This window comes from Streptomyces sp. TE5632 (assembly GCF_054061295.1).
In genome coordinates, this window is sequence record NZ_JBSSEA010000003.1 from 162,826 (window position 1) to 181,517 (window position 18,692).

The 18,692-nt window shown below is 69.7% G+C and carries 18 protein-coding genes; 2 read left to right on the forward strand and 16 right to left on the reverse strand.

The window, feature by feature from the left end; translation table 11 throughout:
• Positions 1 to 82: 82 nt before the first annotated feature.
• From ACVW19_RS05805 to ACVW19_RS05830, 6 genes are all read right to left on the reverse strand, one after another.
• Positions 83 to 1,648: a cytochrome P450 gene (locus ACVW19_RS05805; RefSeq protein WP_457457214.1), complete on the reverse strand. Its 1,566-nt coding sequence runs from the start codon at positions 1,646 to 1,648 to the stop codon at positions 83 to 85.
• Positions 1,649 to 1,738: 90 nt separating this feature from the next.
• Positions 1,739 to 2,359: a GTP-binding protein gene (locus tag ACVW19_RS05810; RefSeq protein ID WP_457457216.1), complete on the reverse strand. Its 621-nt coding sequence runs from the start codon at positions 2,357 to 2,359 to the stop codon at positions 1,739 to 1,741.
• Entirely contained in the window at positions 2,340 to 2,744 is a 405-nt protein-coding gene (locus ACVW19_RS05815) for a DUF742 domain-containing protein (protein WP_457457217.1), read from the reverse strand. Before ACVW19_RS05815 ends, ACVW19_RS05810 begins: the two co-directional genes overlap by 20 nt.
• Entirely contained in the window at positions 2,741 to 3,148 is a 408-nt protein-coding gene (locus ACVW19_RS05820) for a roadblock/LC7 domain-containing protein (RefSeq protein ID WP_202279050.1), read from the reverse strand. Before ACVW19_RS05820 ends, ACVW19_RS05815 begins: the two co-directional genes overlap by 4 nt.
• Entirely contained in the window at positions 3,145 to 4,779 is a 1,635-nt protein-coding gene (locus tag ACVW19_RS05825) for a sensor histidine kinase (protein WP_457457219.1), read from the reverse strand. Before ACVW19_RS05825 ends, ACVW19_RS05820 begins: the two co-directional genes overlap by 4 nt.
• A gap of 550 nt (positions 4,780 to 5,329) precedes the next feature.
• Positions 5,330 to 8,185, reverse strand: coding sequence for a DEAD/DEAH box helicase (locus tag ACVW19_RS05830; protein WP_457457221.1), 2,856 nt, complete (start codon positions 8,183 to 8,185; stop codon positions 5,330 to 5,332).
• Positions 8,186 to 8,478: 293 nt separating this feature from the next.
• On the opposite strand from ACVW19_RS05830, the gene ACVW19_RS05835 reads away from it, so the two are divergent.
• Positions 8,479 to 8,964, forward strand: a complete 486-nt coding sequence (locus ACVW19_RS05835) for a hypothetical protein (RefSeq protein WP_457464457.1) — start codon at positions 8,479 to 8,481, stop codon at positions 8,962 to 8,964.
• Positions 8,965 to 9,039: 75 nt separating this feature from the next.
• Here the strand turns inward: ACVW19_RS05835 and tatC are convergent, their stop codons facing one another.
• The 10 genes from tatC to ACVW19_RS05885 form a co-directional block, all read right to left on the reverse strand.
• The gene (gene tatC, locus ACVW19_RS05840) at positions 9,040 to 9,996 is read right to left on the reverse strand and encodes a twin-arginine translocase subunit TatC (protein WP_457457223.1); all 957 of its coding nucleotides are present in this window, start codon (positions 9,994 to 9,996) and stop codon (positions 9,040 to 9,042) included.
• 48 nt (positions 9,997 to 10,044) lie between these two features.
• Complete coding sequence (gene tatA, locus ACVW19_RS05845; RefSeq protein ID WP_457457225.1) at positions 10,045 to 10,338, reverse strand: Sec-independent protein translocase subunit TatA; 294 nt, start codon at positions 10,336 to 10,338, stop codon at positions 10,045 to 10,047.
• Positions 10,339 to 10,588: 250 nt separating this feature from the next.
• Positions 10,589 to 10,783, reverse strand: a complete 195-nt coding sequence (locus ACVW19_RS05850) for a hypothetical protein (RefSeq protein ID WP_202279055.1) — start codon at positions 10,781 to 10,783, stop codon at positions 10,589 to 10,591.
• Between the two features lie 34 nt (positions 10,784 to 10,817).
• Entirely contained in the window at positions 10,818 to 11,111 is a 294-nt protein-coding gene (locus tag ACVW19_RS05855) for a hypothetical protein (RefSeq protein WP_457457227.1), read from the reverse strand.
• A 61-nt stretch (positions 11,112 to 11,172) separates the two neighbouring features.
• Positions 11,173 to 12,168: a helix-turn-helix transcriptional regulator gene (locus tag ACVW19_RS05860; protein WP_457457228.1), complete on the reverse strand. Its 996-nt coding sequence runs from the start codon at positions 12,166 to 12,168 to the stop codon at positions 11,173 to 11,175.
• Between the two features lie 16 nt (positions 12,169 to 12,184).
• The gene (locus tag ACVW19_RS05865; protein ID WP_457457230.1) at positions 12,185 to 13,138 is read right to left on the reverse strand and encodes a helix-turn-helix transcriptional regulator; all 954 of its coding nucleotides are present in this window, start codon (positions 13,136 to 13,138) and stop codon (positions 12,185 to 12,187) included.
• Positions 13,139 to 13,300: 162 nt separating this feature from the next.
• Positions 13,301 to 13,672, reverse strand: coding sequence for an FKBP-type peptidyl-prolyl cis-trans isomerase (locus tag ACVW19_RS05870; protein WP_030835713.1), 372 nt, complete (start codon positions 13,670 to 13,672; stop codon positions 13,301 to 13,303).
• A gap of 60 nt (positions 13,673 to 13,732) precedes the next feature.
• Positions 13,733 to 14,734, reverse strand: coding sequence for an FKBP-type peptidyl-prolyl cis-trans isomerase (locus ACVW19_RS05875; RefSeq protein ID WP_457457232.1), 1,002 nt, complete (start codon positions 14,732 to 14,734; stop codon positions 13,733 to 13,735).
• Positions 14,735 to 14,869: 135 nt separating this feature from the next.
• The gene (gene pafA / locus ACVW19_RS05880; RefSeq protein ID WP_457457234.1) at positions 14,870 to 16,231 is read right to left on the reverse strand and encodes a Pup--protein ligase; all 1,362 of its coding nucleotides are present in this window, start codon (positions 16,229 to 16,231) and stop codon (positions 14,870 to 14,872) included.
• 9 nt (positions 16,232 to 16,240) lie between these two features.
• On the reverse strand, positions 16,241 to 17,500 hold the full coding sequence (locus tag ACVW19_RS05885; protein WP_457457236.1) for an MFS transporter: 1,260 nt from the start codon (positions 17,498 to 17,500) through the stop codon (positions 16,241 to 16,243).
• Between the two features lie 129 nt (positions 17,501 to 17,629).
• On the opposite strand from ACVW19_RS05885, the gene ACVW19_RS05890 reads away from it, so the two are divergent.
• Positions 17,630 to 18,646 (forward strand): LacI family DNA-binding transcriptional regulator, encoded by a 1,017-nt coding sequence (locus ACVW19_RS05890; RefSeq protein WP_457457238.1) that lies wholly within the window; start codon positions 17,630 to 17,632, stop codon positions 18,644 to 18,646.
• Positions 18,647 to 18,692 lie beyond the last annotated feature (46 nt).

Consider the following 18,692-nt stretch of genomic DNA (forward strand, 5'->3'; position numbering starts at 1 on the left):
GCAGTGACACTGCGTCCCTACGGGCCGCTATGGCGAGGGCGCCCAGTGCTCCACCCTGAAGGGCGGGGCGCTGGGCAAGTGTTCAGTGGCCGCCCCACCACCGCAGGAAGCGTTGCCGGGCGCCGGCCGGGCGGGCTGGTTCGGCGGCCGCGGTCGCCGTCGGTTCCGCCACCGGCCCGGCGGGCTGTGGCGGGGCCGGAGCCGGGGACCGCGGCGCGGGAACGTCGTGGTGCCCGAACGGCTCGGGGCGGACGTCCGGCTCGGGGCGGACGGCGGGCGACGGCGTGGCCTGCCGCTCCGGTTCGGGGGCACCGATGTGCCAGTTGGGTCGCGGGGCCGGCCGGTGGTCGTGGTTCGGCTGCTGGGTCACCTCCTGGGGCGGCCTGGGCATGAACTGGACGGGCAGCTCGATGAGATGCCGGGAGGCGATGGACTCGGCGTGGCGCAGGTCCTCGTCGTCGACGTCGAGTTCGAGGTCGGGCAGCCGCATCAGCAGCGCGTCGACGCCGATCTCGGCGATGGCGCGCCCGATGTCCTGTCCGGGGCACTCGTGCGGGCCGCCGCCGAAGGCGAGGTGGGAGCGGTTGCCCTGCATGTGGGCGGCGGGGTCCGGGCGTACCCGCGGGTCCACGTTGGCCGGGGCGGGGGCGAACAGCAGACCGTCGCCCTTGCGGATGCGCTGGCCGCCGAGTTCCGTCTCCTGCTTGGCGAAGTAGGCGAAGATGGTGCTGAACGGCGGTTCGTCCCACAGCAGTTGCTCGACCGCCTCCGGCACCGTCATCTGCCCGCCGTTGAGCTGGGCGCGGAAGCGCGGGTCGACCAGCACCGTGCGCAGCACGTTGGCGAGGAGGTTGGCCGTCGACTCGTAGGCGGCGATGAGCACCACCCGCAGGTGCTCCCTGACCTCGTCGTCGGTCAGCCCGGCCGGGTGGGTGACGAGATGACTGGCGAAGTCCTCCCGCTGCTCCGCCCTGCGGCGCGCGGTGAGCCGGCTCAGGGCGTCCCTGATGTACTCGTTGCTGGCGATGGCGGTCTCGGTGCCCCTGAGCATGTCACGGGCCGCCTCGACCATCCGGTCGTTGTATTCGTCGGGCATGCCCAGGACGTGGCACATCACGGCCATCGGCAGGTGCTCGGCGAACTGGCTGACGACCTCGGCCTCGCCCACTTCGCAGAACCGGTTGACGAGACGCTGGGTGCAGCGGTTGATGTGTCGGCGCAGACTGCGGAAGTCGATGGTCGACACGGCGAAGTCGATCACGCCGCGCAGCCGCTTGTGTTCGTCGCCCTCGGCGTGGGCGCACATCGGCTGCCAGGCGATGTGCGGCATCAGCGGGTGGTCGGGTTTGACCAGGCCGTCCCGGAGCGGGGACCAGATACGGCTGTCCTTGGTGTACTGCGCGGGGGTGCGCACCATGTGCAGGTTCTCGGCGTGACCGAGGACCACCCACACGGGCACGTCGTCGTGGAGCAGCGCCGGGGCCACGGGGCCGTGTTCGGCGCGGAGTTCCTCGTACAGCTTCTTCAGGTCCGCCGACTCGTGCAGCCGGGGCAGCCCTCCGGGGCCCAGGCCGTGCGCGGGGCAGCCGGGGGGCGGGCCAAGCCGGGGGGCGTCCGTTCCGGCCGGGGAGTGGGATTCAGGCGTCACAGTGGTCGCTCCGGAAAAGGAGGGAGAGCAGGGGGCGGGGGTGAGACGGTTCGGGACACACGGTGCGAAGGGGCGGGCCGGACGGCGGGGTCAGGCGAGCGACCTCGTCATGGCGAGCGAGTGCAGGAACCGCATCAGCGTCATCAGGACGTCCCGGCTGGAGGCCCGGCGTCGCACATCGCATTCCATGATGGGAACGTCCTCGGACAGATCGAGCGCCGTACGCAGATCCTTCAGCGGGTAGCGGGGCGCGTCCGGGAAGGAGTTGACGGCGACGACGAACGGCACTCCGCGTTCCTCCAACCGTCCCATGACGTCGAAGCTGACTTCGAGGCGCCGCGTGTCGACCAGCACCACCGCACCGAGCGCTCCCTCGAACAGCCCGTTCCACAGGAACCAGAACCGCTCCTGGCCCGGGGTGCCGAAGAGATAGAGCACCAGCTGGTCGGTGATCTTGATGCGGCCGAAGTCCATGGCCACCGTGGTGGCCGTCTTGGTCGCGGAACCGAAGTTGTCGTCGACTCCGACGCCGGCCTGGGTCATGGTCTCCTCGGTGGTCAGCGGCTTGATCTCGCTGACCGACCCGACCATGGTCGTCTTGCCGACCCCGAACCCGCCCACGATGACGATCTTCGCCGCGGCCTCGGCCGTGTGCGGCAGCCGATCCTCGGTTCGTGGGCCCGGGATGGTCTCAGAGCCTTTGAAGTCCATGCATCACCGCTTCGAGAAGGGAACGGTCGGGGAGCGCCTGACGGACGATCGGGGCGCGCGCCTGCACCAGTTCCGCCGTCAGCATCTCGGTGAGCAGCACGGTCACCACGCTGAACGGCAGGCTGAGATAGGCCGAGAGTTCGGCCACGGACAGGGGGGCGGCACAGAGCCGGAGCAGTGCCGCCTGCTCGGGTGTGGCGGAGGGCGGCGGGTCCTCGACCCGCGCCACGATCAGCGTGACGAGGTCGAGGTTCGCGCGGTTCCCGTCCGCCCCGGCGACGACGTACAGCCGTTCCGGGTTGGGCAGCTCGCCTTCCTTGGCCTGGACCGGCTTCGGAGGGGGGCCCTCCCTGGCGGTGCGCCTCTGGCGTTGCGGAGGCGTCATACGGTCTGCCCGTTCCGACGGGGCGGGCTGGTGAGGTGGGCGCCGATGCGGACGACGAGGTCGCGCATCATGGCCCCCATCCGCCCGGGTTCGCAGGTCATGTCGGAGAGCACCGCGAGGTAGGCGTTGGCGCCGGCGGCCATCAGGTAGAAGTAGCCGCCGTTGATCTCGATGATCACCATCTTCATCTCGCCGTCGCTGCGCGGGAGTTCCCCGGCGACGGCACCGGCGAGGCTCTGCACGCCGGCGCAGGCCGCGGCGACCCGGTCGGCGGCGTCCGGCTCGCCGCCGTAGCGGGCGATGCGCAGGCCGTCCGCCGAGAGGACCACGATCATCTCGACGCCGGGTACGCCGTCGGCGAGCTCCTTGAGCATCCAGTCGAAGTTGGCGCGTTGCTGGATCACTTCAGGTCCCCCTCGTCGTCGGCCTCGGTACGGGCCGGTTCGTTGATCAGATGCAGGTACGCGGTCGGGTTCCGGGTGAAGTCGGTGGGGTGGACGCCGGGTTCGAGGTCCTTCTTCAGGCCGTCCCAGAACGCGTCGACCCACAGACCGGGTTCGCGGTCGTCCTTCGGCTCCGCGGGCTCGGGTTCGGGCGTCGCCCAGGGGGACCGGACGGTCTCGCCCCGTTCGGCGGCCTCCCGTTCGGCCCGTTCGGCGGCGGCCTGTTCGGCGTACCGCTGGGCCAGCGGGGTCTTCACCCGGCTGCGGCGCTGCGGCAGGCCGCCCGCGGTCCACTCGGTGACCACGGGGACCTCGTCCTCCATGGAAACGGTGGTGGGAATGGTCGGGCTGGTGGGGCGGCGCTTCTTGGGGGCGCGCTTGGGGCCCGGGAGCGCGTCGATCTGCATGGGCACCGCGGTCGCCCCGATGCCGTGGGCGAGGCCGACGCCGGGTTCGGTGGTCATCATGTTGCTCGGCACGACGAGGACGGCGCGGACGCCGCCGTAGGCGGAGGCCCGCAGCGAGACCTGCATGTCGTAGCCGGAGCAGAGCCGGCCGATGACGGCGAGGCCCAGGCGCGGGCTCACCCCGAGGTCCTGGAGGTCGACGCCGGCCTTGGCCTGCTCCAGCTTGGTCTCGATCCGGGTCCGGGCCTGCTCGTCGAGGCTGACCCCGGCGTCCTCGATCTCGATGGCGACGCCGGTCTGCACCTCGATGGCGGTGACGTGGACCTTGGTGTGGGGCGGCGAGTACCGCGTGGCGTTGTCGAGGAGTTCGGCGACGGCGTGGATGACGGGCTCGACGGAGATGCCCTTGATGTTGACCTTGGCGATGGACTTCAGGTCGATGCGGCGGTACTCGAGGATGCGGGACATGGCGCCGCGCAGCACGCTGTAGAGGGCGACCGGCTGGGGCCACTGGCGTCCGGGACGGCCGCCGCCGAGTACGGAGATGGAGTCGGCGAGGCGGCCGATCATCGCGGTGCCGTGGTCGATGCGGAGCAGGTCGTCGAAGACCTCGGGGTTGCGGCCGTGGTCCTCCTCCATCTCCCTCAGTTCCTTGGCCTGCTGGTGGACGATCGCCTGGACGCGGCGGGCGATGCTGACGAAGGAGCGCTGGGAGGAGTCGCGCAGTGCTTCCTCGTCGTCGATGATCTTCAGCATCGTCTTGAGGAGTTCGATCTGGTACTGGGGCAGATCACGCCAGGCCGGGTTGACCTCCTTGAGGTGGAGGAGCACTTCCCTGGGGGTGTTTCCGCGGTGCAGGAAGTCCAGGGCCTCGGGTACGACGGCGTCCGCGAAGTGCAGCGTCTCCGTGTCGTGGGCGGCGATCCGCGCCTCCAGATACGCACGGTGACGATCGTGCCCGGCGCGCTCGTCCCGCAGGAGGCGGCCGCGGCGTACCGCCTCGGCCGCGGCGGCGGTCACCAGCAGGGTGGCGACGGCACCGCACACGCCGACGGCGATCCGGGCGGGCTCCGTCACCAGGGCGACGGCGGCTCCGGTTGCCGCGGCCATCAGTATGGCGGGGAGCAACAGCACGCGCGCATAGGGAAGTTCACTGCGAACGGGCGGGGATTGGACACTCACCATGTAGGCCTCTGAAACGAATCGGCTGGCGGTCGGGGGACATACGAGATGCGATGGATCAGGAAACCGCGGAAGACATCCACACAATGGGGAACAAGCGCACGGATTCATCCCAACTCGGTGCGCTGCGGGCGAGCTTAGTCCGACCGGATCATCGCCGTGTCATATTCAGCAAGTGCCGGAAATGGCCGATGGGACAGGAGTACCCTCGAACCCATTTGCACGCTGGGATTCCGATCGAACACCGTGCGTAACGGCGCACGGGTGTGCGGTGTTCACTCACCGTGAAGGGTGAAGGGCACTCGCGCTGCGCGGTGTCGCGGAGAAGGGGTGAGGTGCCCGGGACGGGCGTCTCGGAGAAGTCCGGGGTGGTGCCGGGGCCGTGCGGGTCCCGATTCTGCCCACGGAACCACCACGTCATGCTCCCGGCAGGGGCGCACCGTACGCAGAAGCCCGGCGCGCACGGAGCGCGCCGGGCTTCACGGCGTACCGGACGGGGCCGACCGGGCGGCCGGTTCGGGGCGGGGCCGGGCGGGGTGGAGCGCCGGGACGGTCAGCCCACGGACGAGTAGGCCACCACTCCCCTCAGCAGCGCGTCCACCGCCCTGCGGGCGTTCTTCGCTACCGTCGAGCCCTCCACCGCCGGTGCCGCGGCCGAGATCTGGCCCAGTACGTCGATGACCTGCTTGCACCAGCGCACGAAGTCCCCCGCCGGCATCTCCGCCTCGCGCAGCACCTCGTCGAGGCCCTTGCCTGACGCCCACATGTAGGCGGCCCAGGCGAAGCCGAGGTCGGGCTCGCGCTGCCCCACGCCCTCGGTCTGGGTGATCCGGAAGTCCTCCTCCAGGGCGTCGAGGCGCCCCCAGATCCGGACCATCTCGCCGAGCGCGGCCTTCGCCTTGCCGGTGGGCACCTTGGGCGCCATCGCGTCGTCGCTGACCCGGGCCTCGTACACCAGCGCCGAGACGCAGGCTGCCAGTTCGGCCGGGCCCAGCTGCTCCCAGACGCCCTCGCGCAGGCATTCGCTGGCCAGCAGGTCGAGTTCGCCGTACAGCCGGGCGAGCCGCTTGCCGTGCTCGGTGACCTCGTCGCCCCGCAGATAGTCCAACTCGGTCAGCAGGGCGACGATGCGGTCGAAGGTGCGGGCGATGGTGTTCGTCCGGCCTTCGATGCGTCGCTCCAGCTGCGCGGTGTCCCGCCGCAGCCGGTGGTAGCGCTCGGCCCAGCGGGCGTGGTCCTCCCGGTCGTCGCAGCCGTGGCACGGATGCGCCCGGATCTCCTTGCGCAGCCGGGTGATCTCCCGGTCGTCGGCCGCCTGGGAACGCCGCTTGCGGTGCCGCTCCGGCACGATGTGCCCGGCCTTGGTGCGCAGGGCGGACGCCAGGTCCCGACGGGACTGCGGTGAGCGCGCGTTGAACGACTTCGGGATGCGCATCCGCTCCAGCGCCTCGACGGGCACCGGGAAGTCGATCGACGCCAGCCGCTTGACCTGCCGCTCCGCGGTCAGCACCAGGGGGCGCGGACCGTCGTGGTACTCGACGCCGCGGTGGCCGCCCGCGCGGCCCGCGGGCAGCCCCGGGTCGAGGACCAGCGCCAGCCCCGCGTACTTGCCGGTGGGTACGTGGATGACGTCACCGGGCTTGAGCTTCTCCAGCGCGACGGCCGCCTCCGCGTGCCGCTGCGCCACGCCCTCGCGGGCCAGCTCCGTCTCCCGGTCCTTGAGGTCGCGGCGCAGCCGCGCGTACTCCTCGAAGTCACCGAGGTGACAGGTCATGGAGGCCTGGTAGCCCTCGAGGCCCTCCTCGTTGCGCTGTACCTGCCGCGAGATGCCGACCACCGACTTGTCCGCCTGGAACTGCGCGAACGACGTCTCCAGCAACTCGCGCGAGCGGTGCCGGCCGAACTGCTCGACCAGGTTGACCGCCATGTTGTACGACGGCTTGAAGCTGGACCGCAGCGGATACGTACGCGTGCCGGCCAGTCCCGCGAGGTGCTCGGGGTTCATGCCGCGCTGCCACAGCACGACCGCGTGGCCCTCGACGTCGATGCCGCGCCGGCCGGCCCGGCCGGTCAACTGGGTGTACTCACCGGGAGTGATGTCGGCGTGCTGCTCGCCGTTCCACTTGACGAGCTTCTCCAGCACCACCGAGCGGGCGGGCATGTTGATGCCGAGGGCGAGGGTCTCGGTCGCGAAGACCGCCTTGACCAGGCCGCGGACGAACAGTTCCTCGACGACCTCCTTGAACGTCGGCAGCATGCCCGCGTGGTGGGCCGCGATGCCGCGCTCCAGGCCCTCCAGCCACTCGTAGTAGCCGAGGACGTGCAGGTCCTCGGCCGGAATGGAGGCGGTGCGCTCCTCGACGAGGGAGCGGACCTGCTCCCGCGCCTGGTCGTCGTTGAGCCTGAGGCCCGCGTACAGGCACTGCTGGACGGCGGCCTCGCAGGCGGCACGGCTGAAGATGAAGGTGATGGCGGGCAGCAGGCCCTGTGCGTCGAGCCGCTCGATCACCTCGGGGCGGCCCGGTGTCCAGACCCGTGAGCGCTGTCTGCGCTCACGCTCCCGGTCCGCCTCGCGCATGGCGCGGCCGCGGCGCCGGTCGCCCCACGACGGGCGGGTCGCCTCCATCCGGGCCATTCGCACGAGGTCGGGGTTCACGGCCTTCTTCTGGCCCTCGCCCTCCTCGAACAGGTCGTAGATCCGGCGCCCGGCGAGCACGTGCTGGAACAACGGCACGGGCCGGTGCTCGGAGACGATCACCTCGGTGTCACCGCGGACGGTGTCCAGCCAGTCGCCGAACTCCTCGGCGTTCGACACCGTCGCCGACAGTGACACCAGGGTCACCGACTCGGGAAGGTGGATGATCACTTCCTCCCAGACGGCGCCCCGGAAGCGGTCGGAGAGGTAGTGCACCTCGTCCATGACCACGTACCCGAGGCCGAGGAGCGTCTGCGAGCCCGCGTACAGCATGTTCCGCAGCACCTCGGTGGTCATCACGACCACGGGGGCTCCGGAGTTGACGCTGTTGTCGCCGGTGAGCAGACCGACCTTGTCGGTGCCGTAACGGCGGCACAGATCGGTGTACTTCTGGTTCGAGAGCGCCTTGATGGGCGTCGTGTAGAAGCACTTCTTGCCCTGCTGGAGGGCGAGGTGGACGGCGAACTCGCCGACGATCGTCTTGCCGGAGCCGGTGGGCGCGGCCACCAGCACGCCCTTCCCCGCTTCGAGCGCCTGGCATGCCTCGATCTGGAAGGGGTCGAGGCCGAAGTCGTACATCTCGCGGAAGGAGGCGAGCGCGGTGGCCTGCTCGGCAGCGCGCCTGCGTGCTGCCGCGTACCGCTCGGCCGGTGAGAGGTCCTCTGTCATCGTGCTCCCGAGCGTACCGGGCCGCACTGACAACAGGACGATCATTATCCCGAAGGGGCGGCCACGCGACGTGAGCACGGGCGCCCCGGCCTGGAGTCCGGAATGCGGCCTGTCAGAGGCAGGTGTGACGCCCGCCTCAAGAAGCAGTTCAGCAGGCGGAGCCTCGGGCCGACTTCGAGATGCATTTCAGTCATATTCCGAAATGACCTTGACACCCTCCGCGTCCTCCGCGTCCTCCGCGTCCTCCGCGTCCTCCGCGAAATGATCACACCACGGTGAACACACGTTCGCTGATCGTTCGGATCCTGTCGATCGGGAGAGGCATGAAGCGTAGGATCGTGCGCTTGACCAGTGCCGCCGCGGTAGTGGGCATGACTGCGGCTGGCGCAGTCGTCATGACGCCGGGCTCTGCCATGGCTGCCGCTGCCACCAAGTGCAGCAGCCAACAGCACAAGGAGTTCGACACGGTCGGGCCGAACCTCGATCTTTATGTCACGCTCTGTGTACACCGCAGCTCCAGCAACTACTACAACGCGTACGCCGACATCTCCTGGAAGGACGGCGGCGGCGGCCTGAGCGCCGGCATGGAAGACCTCGTCCTGAACCTCCGGCTGGAGCGGAACGACGCGGACTACAAGAACCAAAACTTCAACATCGCGGGGACCGTCAACTACAAGGAATCCGGGAGCACCCGGGTCACGGGCGACAGTCACTACAGCAGCACCACGGGCGGATGGACCGCCGATGGTCACGTTGCGTGGGATATTCAAAATGACGGCGCAGGTGGCGGCACCTGGTCTCTCGGCGGCTCCCCCAGCATCTGACATCTGACCGATGACGAAGGGCGGCCCACTGCTTGACGGTGGGCCGCCCCCATTGGGTTCATGACACTGTGGAGCTCAGGTGATGTCCTCGAACCCCTTCGTGCGCCCTGAATCGTCGTTGGCCTGTTGCGGCAGCTGCCGACTGGCCGACACGGGCTCGGCCTCGCCCACATCCTCTGGAGTCAAATCAAGCACCGATGCCTCGTCGTCGGCGGGGCCTTCGGCTTCGCGGCGGGCCCGGCGCCGGTCGTTGAGCAACGCGACCGACACCGCGCCGAAGTACAGGACCCAGATGGGACCGGCGAGCGCGAGCATCGAGATCGGGTCGGTGCTGGGCGTGGCGATCGCCGCGAAGAGCGTGATGCCCATGATCATTCCGCGCCACCAGCCTGCCATCCTCTGGCCGGACAACACAGACCCGAAGTTGAGCATCACCAGAAGCAGCGGCAGCTCGAAGGAAAGACCGAAGACGATGATCATCCGCATGATCAGCTGCAGGAGATCATCGAGAGGCAGTTGGTTGTCGCTTCCGATGATGGAGAACTCGATCATTACCGAGGCCATCTTCGGCAGCGACCAGTATGCGAAGTAGGCCCCCGAGACGAACAAGGGGAACCCGGCAGCCACGAAGGCGAGGCTGTACTTCTTCTCGTGACGATGGAGCCCCGGCGCGACGAAGGCCCAGAGTTGGTAGAGCCACACGGGTGTGGCCAGTACGACACCTGACGACAGCGCGACCGTGAGGGCGAGGGTGAACGGACTCAGCAGGCCGTTCTGCACGATACGCGCACACTGAGTCTCGCTGGTGCCCTTCGCCAGTTCGGCGAAGCTGTACTCACACCCCACTGCAACCAGGATGGGATCCGTGAAGAACTCAATGATGTCCTTGTAGAAGAAGGCCGTGATCACAGTTGCGACGACGATCGCCGCGAGACTCTTCACGAGCCGGTTGCGGAGCTCGCGAAGGTGCTCCGCAAGAGGCATGCGCCCCTCAGAATCCTTCTTCTTCGTGTTGCGGGCAGTCTTGAGCAACCCACGTTCCCATCTCGTGCGGCGGGCTGGAGAGCGTCCGGCCCTGCGTCAGCGCTTGGTCGTGTCCGTCGGCTCCGCGACCGGGCGGGAGCTGGTCACGTCACCGGGGGCGGCCTGGATGGTGCGCTGCGCCGAGGACTCGTCGCCGGGGGCGGGCGGGTCGGCCGGGGCGGAGGACTTGTCCCCCTTGTCCTCCTTCATGGCCTTCGCCTCGCTCTTGAGGATGCGGGCGGACTTGCCGAGGGACCGCGCCATGTCCGGAAGCTTCTTCGCACCGAACAGCAGGATGACGACGACGAGGATGAGAACGATCTCGGGGGTGCCGATCTTGCCACCGAACATAATCTTTACCTTCTCACCGAGGCTGCTGGGGGGTGGGTGCTGCTGTGCCCGACCGTACGACCGTTCAGACACGCGTCCGACAATCGCGTTGCCAGCGATCGTAACGCTCAGGGGTGAACGTGAGGCTATCCCCGTGCGTACTCCCGTCCGCGGTCCGGGCCTCGTTCTCCGGGCCGCGGTCAGCCAGCGTACCCGCCCGGGTCGGCAGGGTGACAGGGCGAAGCGGCCAGGAGGGCGGTCCGGAAACCGATCAGAGGGCCTCCGCGGAGCGGGCCGCGCCGGTCGCCGCCCGCTCCAGGTCCTCCGCGGCCCGGTTGATGCGCCGCGCCGAGTCACTGACCTGTCTGCCGAGCCGCTCCGCCTCGACGAAGACCCGTACGGCGAACACCCCGAGCACCACAAGACCCAGGAACCCCACAGCAACCGCGAACATCGGCCAGAACATGGGGTCGAGCCTAGACCGTCCCGCCGCGGAGGTCCTACGCGGTGGAGTGCAGCCGCAGGGTGCTGACCCCGCCGCCGGTGAGCAGTTCGACGACCCGCTCTCCGGCCGGCTTGCGGACCGCGGTCTCGCACGCGGGGCAGGTGAACGAGTAGAAAGTGGTCCGTCTGCTGGCGCCTATGACCAGACGCAGCGCGCTCGCGGCGAGCTCGAAACGCCCCCTGCAGTCCGGGCAGCCCGCCCGGAACACGACCGGCGCCACGCTTCTCATCCCGGAGAACGCGGACGCCACCGTGATGCCCCGAACACCAGGGGTCGCCGACTCGCTCACAGCCCTCGCTCCTGCCTGTCGTCCTGCCCGCCCCGGACCACGCGTACGGCGCGCGGTCCGCTCATCCGGCCGCCCCGGCCCCGTCGTACGCCGCCAGCGCCTCGCGGGCCGCCCGCCGGGCACTCTCGGCGAGATCGTGCGGCGCGACGATCCGGCCGTCCTGCCCGAGCCGCAGCGCCAGCCGCTTCAGCGACGCCGGGTCGGGCGTCCGCAAGGTGATACGCAGCCCGCCGTCGGCCAGCTCATCCGCGCTGTCGTGCGGGTAGTACTCGGCGACCCAGCGCCCGCCCGGCCCCACCTCGACCACGACCTCCGGATCCTCCGCGGCCGGCTGTACCAGCCCCTCCGACAGGTCCCGCAGTTCGACCTCGGGCGGCGCGGACGGTTCGTCGAGGATGCGGATCTCGGCGACCCTGTCGAGCCGGAACGTGCGCCGCGCCTCGGAGCGACGGCACCATGCCTCGACATAGGTGTGCCCGACGCTGACCAGGCGGATGGGGTCGATCTCACGCTCGCTGAGCTCGTCGCGTGCGGGCGAGTAGTAGCGGATCCAGAGTCTGCGGCGCTCGGCGATGGCCCGGTCGACGTCCGCGAACACGCCGCCCTCGGACTCGAAGGTCACCGACAGCCGGGAGCTGGCGCCCGCCGCCTCACCGGCCGCCGTCTCCACCTTGGCGGTGGCCCGCAGCAGCGCCTGCCGGTCGCTCTCCCGCAGACCGGGCAGCGTGGCCACGGCCCGTGCGGCGACCAGCAGGGCGGTGGCCTCGTCTGCGGCGAGCCGCAGCGGTTCCGCGGCCTCCGCCCCGAGGGCGGCCGGGTTGTGCCACCAGATGCGCTCGCCGTCGGTGTCGATGTCCAGCAGATCGCCGCCTCGGAAGCTGGTGCCGCACATGGGCAGCACGTCGAGGTCGGAGACCAGCTCGTCCTCGGTGATGCCGAAGGCGCGCGCGACGTCCTCGATCCGGGCGCCGGGGCGCTCCCGCAGATAGGTCACCAGGGAGAGCATCCGCCGGGTCTGGTCGATGGCGTTGACTGGCCTGACCGGTTTGCCTGCCACGTTCTTGTCCGTCCCCTCAGCCCTTGGCGACGGCGCGCAGCCGGTCCACCACGTCGGCCCGCAGCTCGGCGGGCTCCAGGACCACCACGTCCGCTCCGAACTCCACCAGCCAGGCATCCAGGCCGTGCCCGTACGGAATCTCCAACTCTTCCCAGCCGTCACCGAGTTCCCGTACCGCGGTGGCTTTCGCCCGAAGGGGGTACCCCGCGTCGGAGCGCAGCCGGATGCGCGCGGAGCGGTCGGCGCTCTCCCCCGCCCAGCTCGCCACCGTCTCGCGGACGGTGACGACGTCCGGCACCGGGGTGGTGTAACGAGTGCCGCGTGAGCGCACCTTGCCGGTGATCCGGGACAGCCGGAACACCCGCTCGGCGCCTCGGTCGCGGTCCCAGCCCGCCAGATACCAGTGGCCCCGCCAGCATTCCAGCGCCCATGGCTCGACATGGCGGGATTCGGGTTGCACGGCGTTGGCCTTGCGGTAGTCGAAGACGACCGGCCGGCGGTCGCGGCAGGCCAGCATCAGCGGTTCGAAGGCGGCCTCGTGCACGGGGATGCGCGGTTCGAGCGCACTGTGCGCCCCGTAGGGGTCGACGTCCTCGGGCAGCCCCGCCGCCCGCAGCTTCTGCAGGGCACCGCTGGCCGCACCGGCCAGTCTGGCCTGCTGCCACACCTTGGCCGCCAGCCCCAGCGCGGCGGCCTCCTCCGCGTCGAGGGTGATGGGCGGCAGGCGGTTGCTGTCCCGCCGGGCCAGATAGCCGACCTCGCCGTCGAGGTTCTCGACGGTCTCGATGACGAGCCCGAGTTCGCGCAGATCGTCCTTGTCGCGCTCGAACATCCGGTTGAAGGCGTCGTCGGAGGCCGCCTCGAGGTATGCCTCGACGGACTCGCGCAGCTCACGCTTGCTCAGTGGCCGCCGCGTCCCCAGCAGACACAGCGCCAGGTTCATCAGCCGCTCGGCCTTGGCAATGGCCATCGACGCCCTTCGCCTCCCTATGGTGCTCAGTCCGATGACCGTACCGCCCCGTGGTGGCGCGGCAAAAGCCGAGGGCCCATGCCCGGGCAGGCATGGACCCCAGGTGATCGACTCCGGTCGTAACCCGACCCGACGGCGATCAGGCCGCGATCGAGTGGGCGATCAGACGCCGAGCAGGTCGACCACGAAGATCAGTGTCTCGCCGGGCTTGATCGCCGGAGTCGGGCTCTGGTTGCCGTAGGCGAGGTGGGCGGGAATGGTCAGCTGGCGACGGCCACCGACCTTCATGCCCTGCACACCCTGGTCCCAGCCCTTGATGACCCGGCCGCCGCCCAGCGGGAAGCGGAACGGAGTGCCACGGTTCCAGCTGGCGTCGAACTCCTCACCCGTGCTGAAGGCGACACCGACGTAGTGGACGGTGACGGTCTGACCCGCCTGCGCCACCTCCCCGTCGCCCTCCCAGATGTCCTTGATCTCGAGGTCCGCCGGGGGCTCGCCGCCCGGGAAGTCGATCTCGGGCTTGTCGATGCTCACGTCTAACGCTCCTGCTTGTCTACGGAAAGGCGAACACACACAGTCTTACATCACGCGCGGTCACAACTTCGCGAGGATGTCGACCGAGAAGACCAGTGTGGAGTCCTTCTTGATGTCACTGCCCTGCGGCGGGTTGTCGCCGTAACCCAGCTCCGGCGGAATGACGATGAGGACCCGGCTGCCGACCTTCTTCCCGGTGAGTCCCTGCGCCCAGCCCTTGACGACCTGCTGCAACGAGAACGAGGTCAGCTGCTCCCGGGAGTACGTCGAGTCGAACTCCTTGCCGCCGTCCCACAGCACGCCCTTGTACTGCACGAGCACGCTGTCCTCGGCACCGACCTTCGGTCCGTCGCCCTCGAGGACGTAGCTCGACACGAGCTTCTCCGGGGCGGCCGCGTCGGGCACCTCGATGGCGGGGGCCTTGCCGTCGGTGTTGGTACCCACCTTGGGCAGACCGGTGTCGTCCTGGGCGACCTCGGTGCCCTTGGCGGAGCTCTTGGCATTGAACGCGTCCTGCACGTCCACCACGAACACCAACGTGTCGGTGCCCTTGATGCCCCCCTGCTCATTGCCCTGCGTGCCGTATCCCCAGGTGGGCGGGACGGCCATCTCGACCCGGCTGCCGGCCTTGCGGCCAGCCAGCGCGTACCGCCAGCCGTCGATGATGCTGCCCTGGGCCAGCTGGATCGCCAGCGGGCTCTTGCGGTCGTAGGAGTTGTCGAACACCTTCGCCGTGCTCCACACCTGGCCCAGGTAGTGGGCCACCACGAAGTCGTTCTCGGCGATGGTCCTGCCGCCGCCCGCGATGACCGTCTTCACCGCGAGATCCTTGGACGGCTCACCGCTGCCCTTCGCGATCGTGGGCTTCTCGCCGAACTTCACGCCCTCGGTGATCGCCGGCAGCGGACCGTCGACGATCTTCGGCGACGGCGCGGCCGAGGCGTCCGGAGCCGACGGCGAGGCGCTCTCGCTGGCCTCGCTCGAATCGGACTCACCGTCGCCGCACGCGGCGAGGGTGACCAGTCCGGCGGGTACGGCAATGAGGAGTGAGCGTCGGCGCACGGTGGGGGCCTCGTAATCGTTGATCCTGTGGGTGGCGTCCGCGCAACTCTACGGCGTGAGAAGGGCGCCGCACTGAGTAACGTGCGGCGCCCGTGTGGCGTTCCACGGTTCCTGGGATCCGCGGAACACTCTGTCTCACATTCCGGCGATCAGCTTCTCCACCCGCTCGTCCACCGACCGGAACGGGTCCTTGCACAACACCGTCCGCTGTGCCTGGTCGTTGAGCTTGAGGTGGACCCAGTCGACGGTGAAGTCCCGCCGCTGCTCCTGCGCCCGACGGATGAAGTCACCGCGCAACCGCGCCCGGGTGGTCTGCGGCGGAACGGACTTGCCCTCGAAGATCTTCAGATCGTCGCAGATCCGGGCGGCCTGCCCCTTCTTCTCCAGCAGGTAGTAGAGACCACGACGGCGGTGGATGTCGTGGTAGGCGAGGTCTATCTGCGCGACCCGCGGATGCGACATGGTCATGTTGTGCTTGGCCCGGTACCGCTCGATGAGCTTGTACTTCATGACCCAGTCGATCTCGGTGTCGATACGGTCGAGGTCCTCGGCCTCGATCGCGTCCAGCGTACGGCCCCACAGTTCGAGCACCTGCTCGACGGTGCCGGTGCGGATACCGCGACGCTCGCAGAAGTCCAGCGCCTTCTCGTAGTACTCGCGCTGCACCTCCAGCGCGGAGGCCTCACGGCCGCTCGCCAGGCGGACCTTGCGGCGGCCGGTGATGTCATGGCTCACCTCACGGATCGCCCGGATCGGGTTCTCCAGGGTGAGGTCACGCATCACCGTGCCCGCCTCGATCATGCGCAGCACCAGATCGGTGGCGCCGACCTTCAGCAGCATGGTCGTCTCGGACATGTTCGAGTCGCCCACGATGACGTGCAGCCGGCGATAGCGCTCGGCGTCCGCGTGCGGTTCGTCACGCGTGTTGATGATCGGCCGGGAACGGGTCGTCGCCGAGGAGACTCCCTCCCAGATGTGCTCCGCCCGCTGACTGACGCAGTAGACGGCTCCACGCGGCGTCTGCAGCACCTTCCCGGCACCGCACAGCAGCTGGCGGGTCACCAGGAACGGGATGAGGATGTCCGCGAGTCGCGAGAACTCCCCGTGCCGCGCCACCAGATAGTTCTCGTGGCACCCGTACGAGTTTCCCGCCGAGTCGGTGTTGTTCTTGAACAGGTAGACGTCGCCTGCGATTCCCTCCTCGTGCAGGCGTCGTTCGGCGTCCACTTGGAGCCCTTCGAGAATGCGCTCCCCGGCCTTGTCGTGCGTGACCAGCTCGGTCACGTTGTCACATTCGGGCGTGGCGTATTCCGGATGCGACCCCACGTCGAGATAGAGACGGGCGCCGTTGCGCAGAAAAACATTGCTGCTTCGGCCCCATGACACAACACGGCGGAAGAGGTACCGCGCCACCTCGTCAGGAGACAGGCGCCGCTGTCCCCTGAACGTGCACGTGACGCCGTACTCGTTCTCCAGCCCGAAAATGCGGCGGTCCATGACTGAACATTACGCCCGATCCCCTGAACCCAAACGAGGTTCGAGGGCACGGTTCGGATCATTTTCCGAACCGACCGCAACGACCGCCCCCTGAACGGCAACCCCCAATACCCGTCCGGTGGAAATCAAAACCAGCAAAGCCACAGCTCCCGCGGCGGCCGGAACCGCGAACCCCCACTGCGCGCCACCCGCCTCGACCACCGGGCCCGCCAGGCCCGTTCCCACCGAGGCACCCACCGTGAACATCGTCACCAGCCACGAGAACGCCTCCGTGACCGTCCCGGCCGGCGCGTGCCGGTCCACCAGCACGAAGGCACAGGCGATCACCGGGGCCAGGAACACACCCGCGAGCACCGTGAGGAAGGTCATCGCCACCGCGCCCGGCATCAGCGTCAGCGGCAGGTAACACACCGCCAGAAACGCGACCAGCACCTGAAGTCGCCGCGCCGGCTCACCCGCCCACTGCCGAGCCCCGTACGCCATACCGCCGATGAGCGCGCCGAAACCGAGACCCGCCATCAGCCAGCCGTACACATGGTCGCCCCCGTGTCCGTCCGCGTACGGCACCGACGCCACCGTGATGGACCCCATCGCGACACCGACGAACAGGAAGGCGCCCAGCAGCGCCAGCAGCCCCGGCGAGCGCAGCGCGCCCAGCCAGTGCGCCTCACGCGGCGCCGACCGCCACGCGCGCGAGGGCGCCGACACGACCACGGACAGGGCGCCCAGCACCCCCAGCACGTTCAGCACCAGCAGCGCGGCCTGGGGCGACCACAGCGACGCGCACACCGTCACGAGCAGCGGCCCGACGGTGAACATGACCTCCTGCGCCACCGCGTCCATCGCGTACGCCCGGTGGATCTGCTCCTCCCGGTGCAGCACCGAGGACCACAGGGCCCGCAGCCCGCCCTCCAACGGCGGTGTGAACAGCCCCGCGGCGGCCACCGACGCGTAGGCCGCGGTCCGCGGCTCGATCCCCACGAAGGCGAAGACCGCCATCGCCAGCGCCGACAGCACCGCGGCCGGCAACTGCACCCGCGGCTGCCCCCGCAGATCCACCAGGCGCCCCAGCACCGGCTGGCCGACCGCGTTGGCGACGCCGTACACCGCCGCCAGGGCACCGGCCAGACTGTACGAACCGCCCTGCGCGCGGACGAACAACACGATCGCGATGGCCGCGGTCGCGTTCGGCAGCCGCCCGACCAGCGTGCCCACCAACAGCCGAGTGGCGTGCCGCGCCCGGAGGATCTCCAGGTATCCCGTGGCCATGCCGCGCCTCCACTCACTACCGGCGTCCACCGGAATCATCGACGTTGTACGTATAACTAAGGTCCCCATACGTACCATGTCGGCTGTTCGCCAGTCCAGACGGAGTCCAGACGAAGGAGCGGCCCCACGGTGGCCCGAGCCCAGATCCGCCCCACGAGCAGGGACGTCGCCCAAGCCGCCGGCGTCTCCCAGGCCGCCGTGTCCCTCGTCATGGGCGACAAATGGCGCGGCCGCGTCTCGGAGGCCACCGCACAGCGCGTACGCGACGCCGCGCACCGCCTCGGCTACCGCCCCAACCTCGCCGCCCGCAACCTACGCCTCGGACACACCCGCACCGTCCTTCTCGTCGTCCCCGCCCTCACCACCGAGTTCTTCGCCGGCGTCTACACCGGAGCCGCCCGCATCGCCGCCCAGCACGGCTTCGGCGTGGTCCTCTACCCCTCACCCGAGGGCATCGGCCCCGCACGCAACCCCTTCGCCTCGGCGCAGGCCGCGCTCGACGGCGTCATCGCCTCCTCCATGGCCGCCGACGCCCTGACCGACATCCGCGGTGACCAGCTCCCCCTGGTCATGCTCGACAGCGACCCCGCGAGCAACCCGGGCGCCGCCACGGTCAACCTCGACATCGCCGACGGCATCCGCCAGATCACCCGCCACCTCGTGGCCCTGGGCCACCGCAGCTTCCTCCACCTGGCCGCCGACGTCCCCTCCTGGACCTTCGAGGTACGCGCCCGCGAACTGACCACCCGACTGGCCGCGACCCCCGGCACCACGCTCCGCACGGCCCGCTCGCCCATCTCCATCCAGGGCGCCGTCACCGCCGCCCAGGCCGCCCTCACCGGACCCGACCGCCCCACCGCCGTCATCTGCGACGACGACCAGCTCGCGGCCGGCACCTACAAGGCGGCCCGCCGCCTGGGCCTGCGCATCCCCGACGACCTCTCCGTCACCGGCCTCGACGACCTGGCCCTGGCCACGGCCCTCGACCCGGAACTCACCACGGTCCGCCTCGACGCGGAGCTCTTCGGCGAACGCGGCATGCAGGCCCTCCTCGCGGTCCTGGACCACCGCGACCCCGAGGCCGGGGACATCCCCGTCCACCTGGTGCCCCGGGGCTCGACCGGCCCGGCCGCCGCACACCCCTGAAGCGGAAAGGTGACGGGGCGGGGGTCGCCCCCGCCCCGTCACCGAC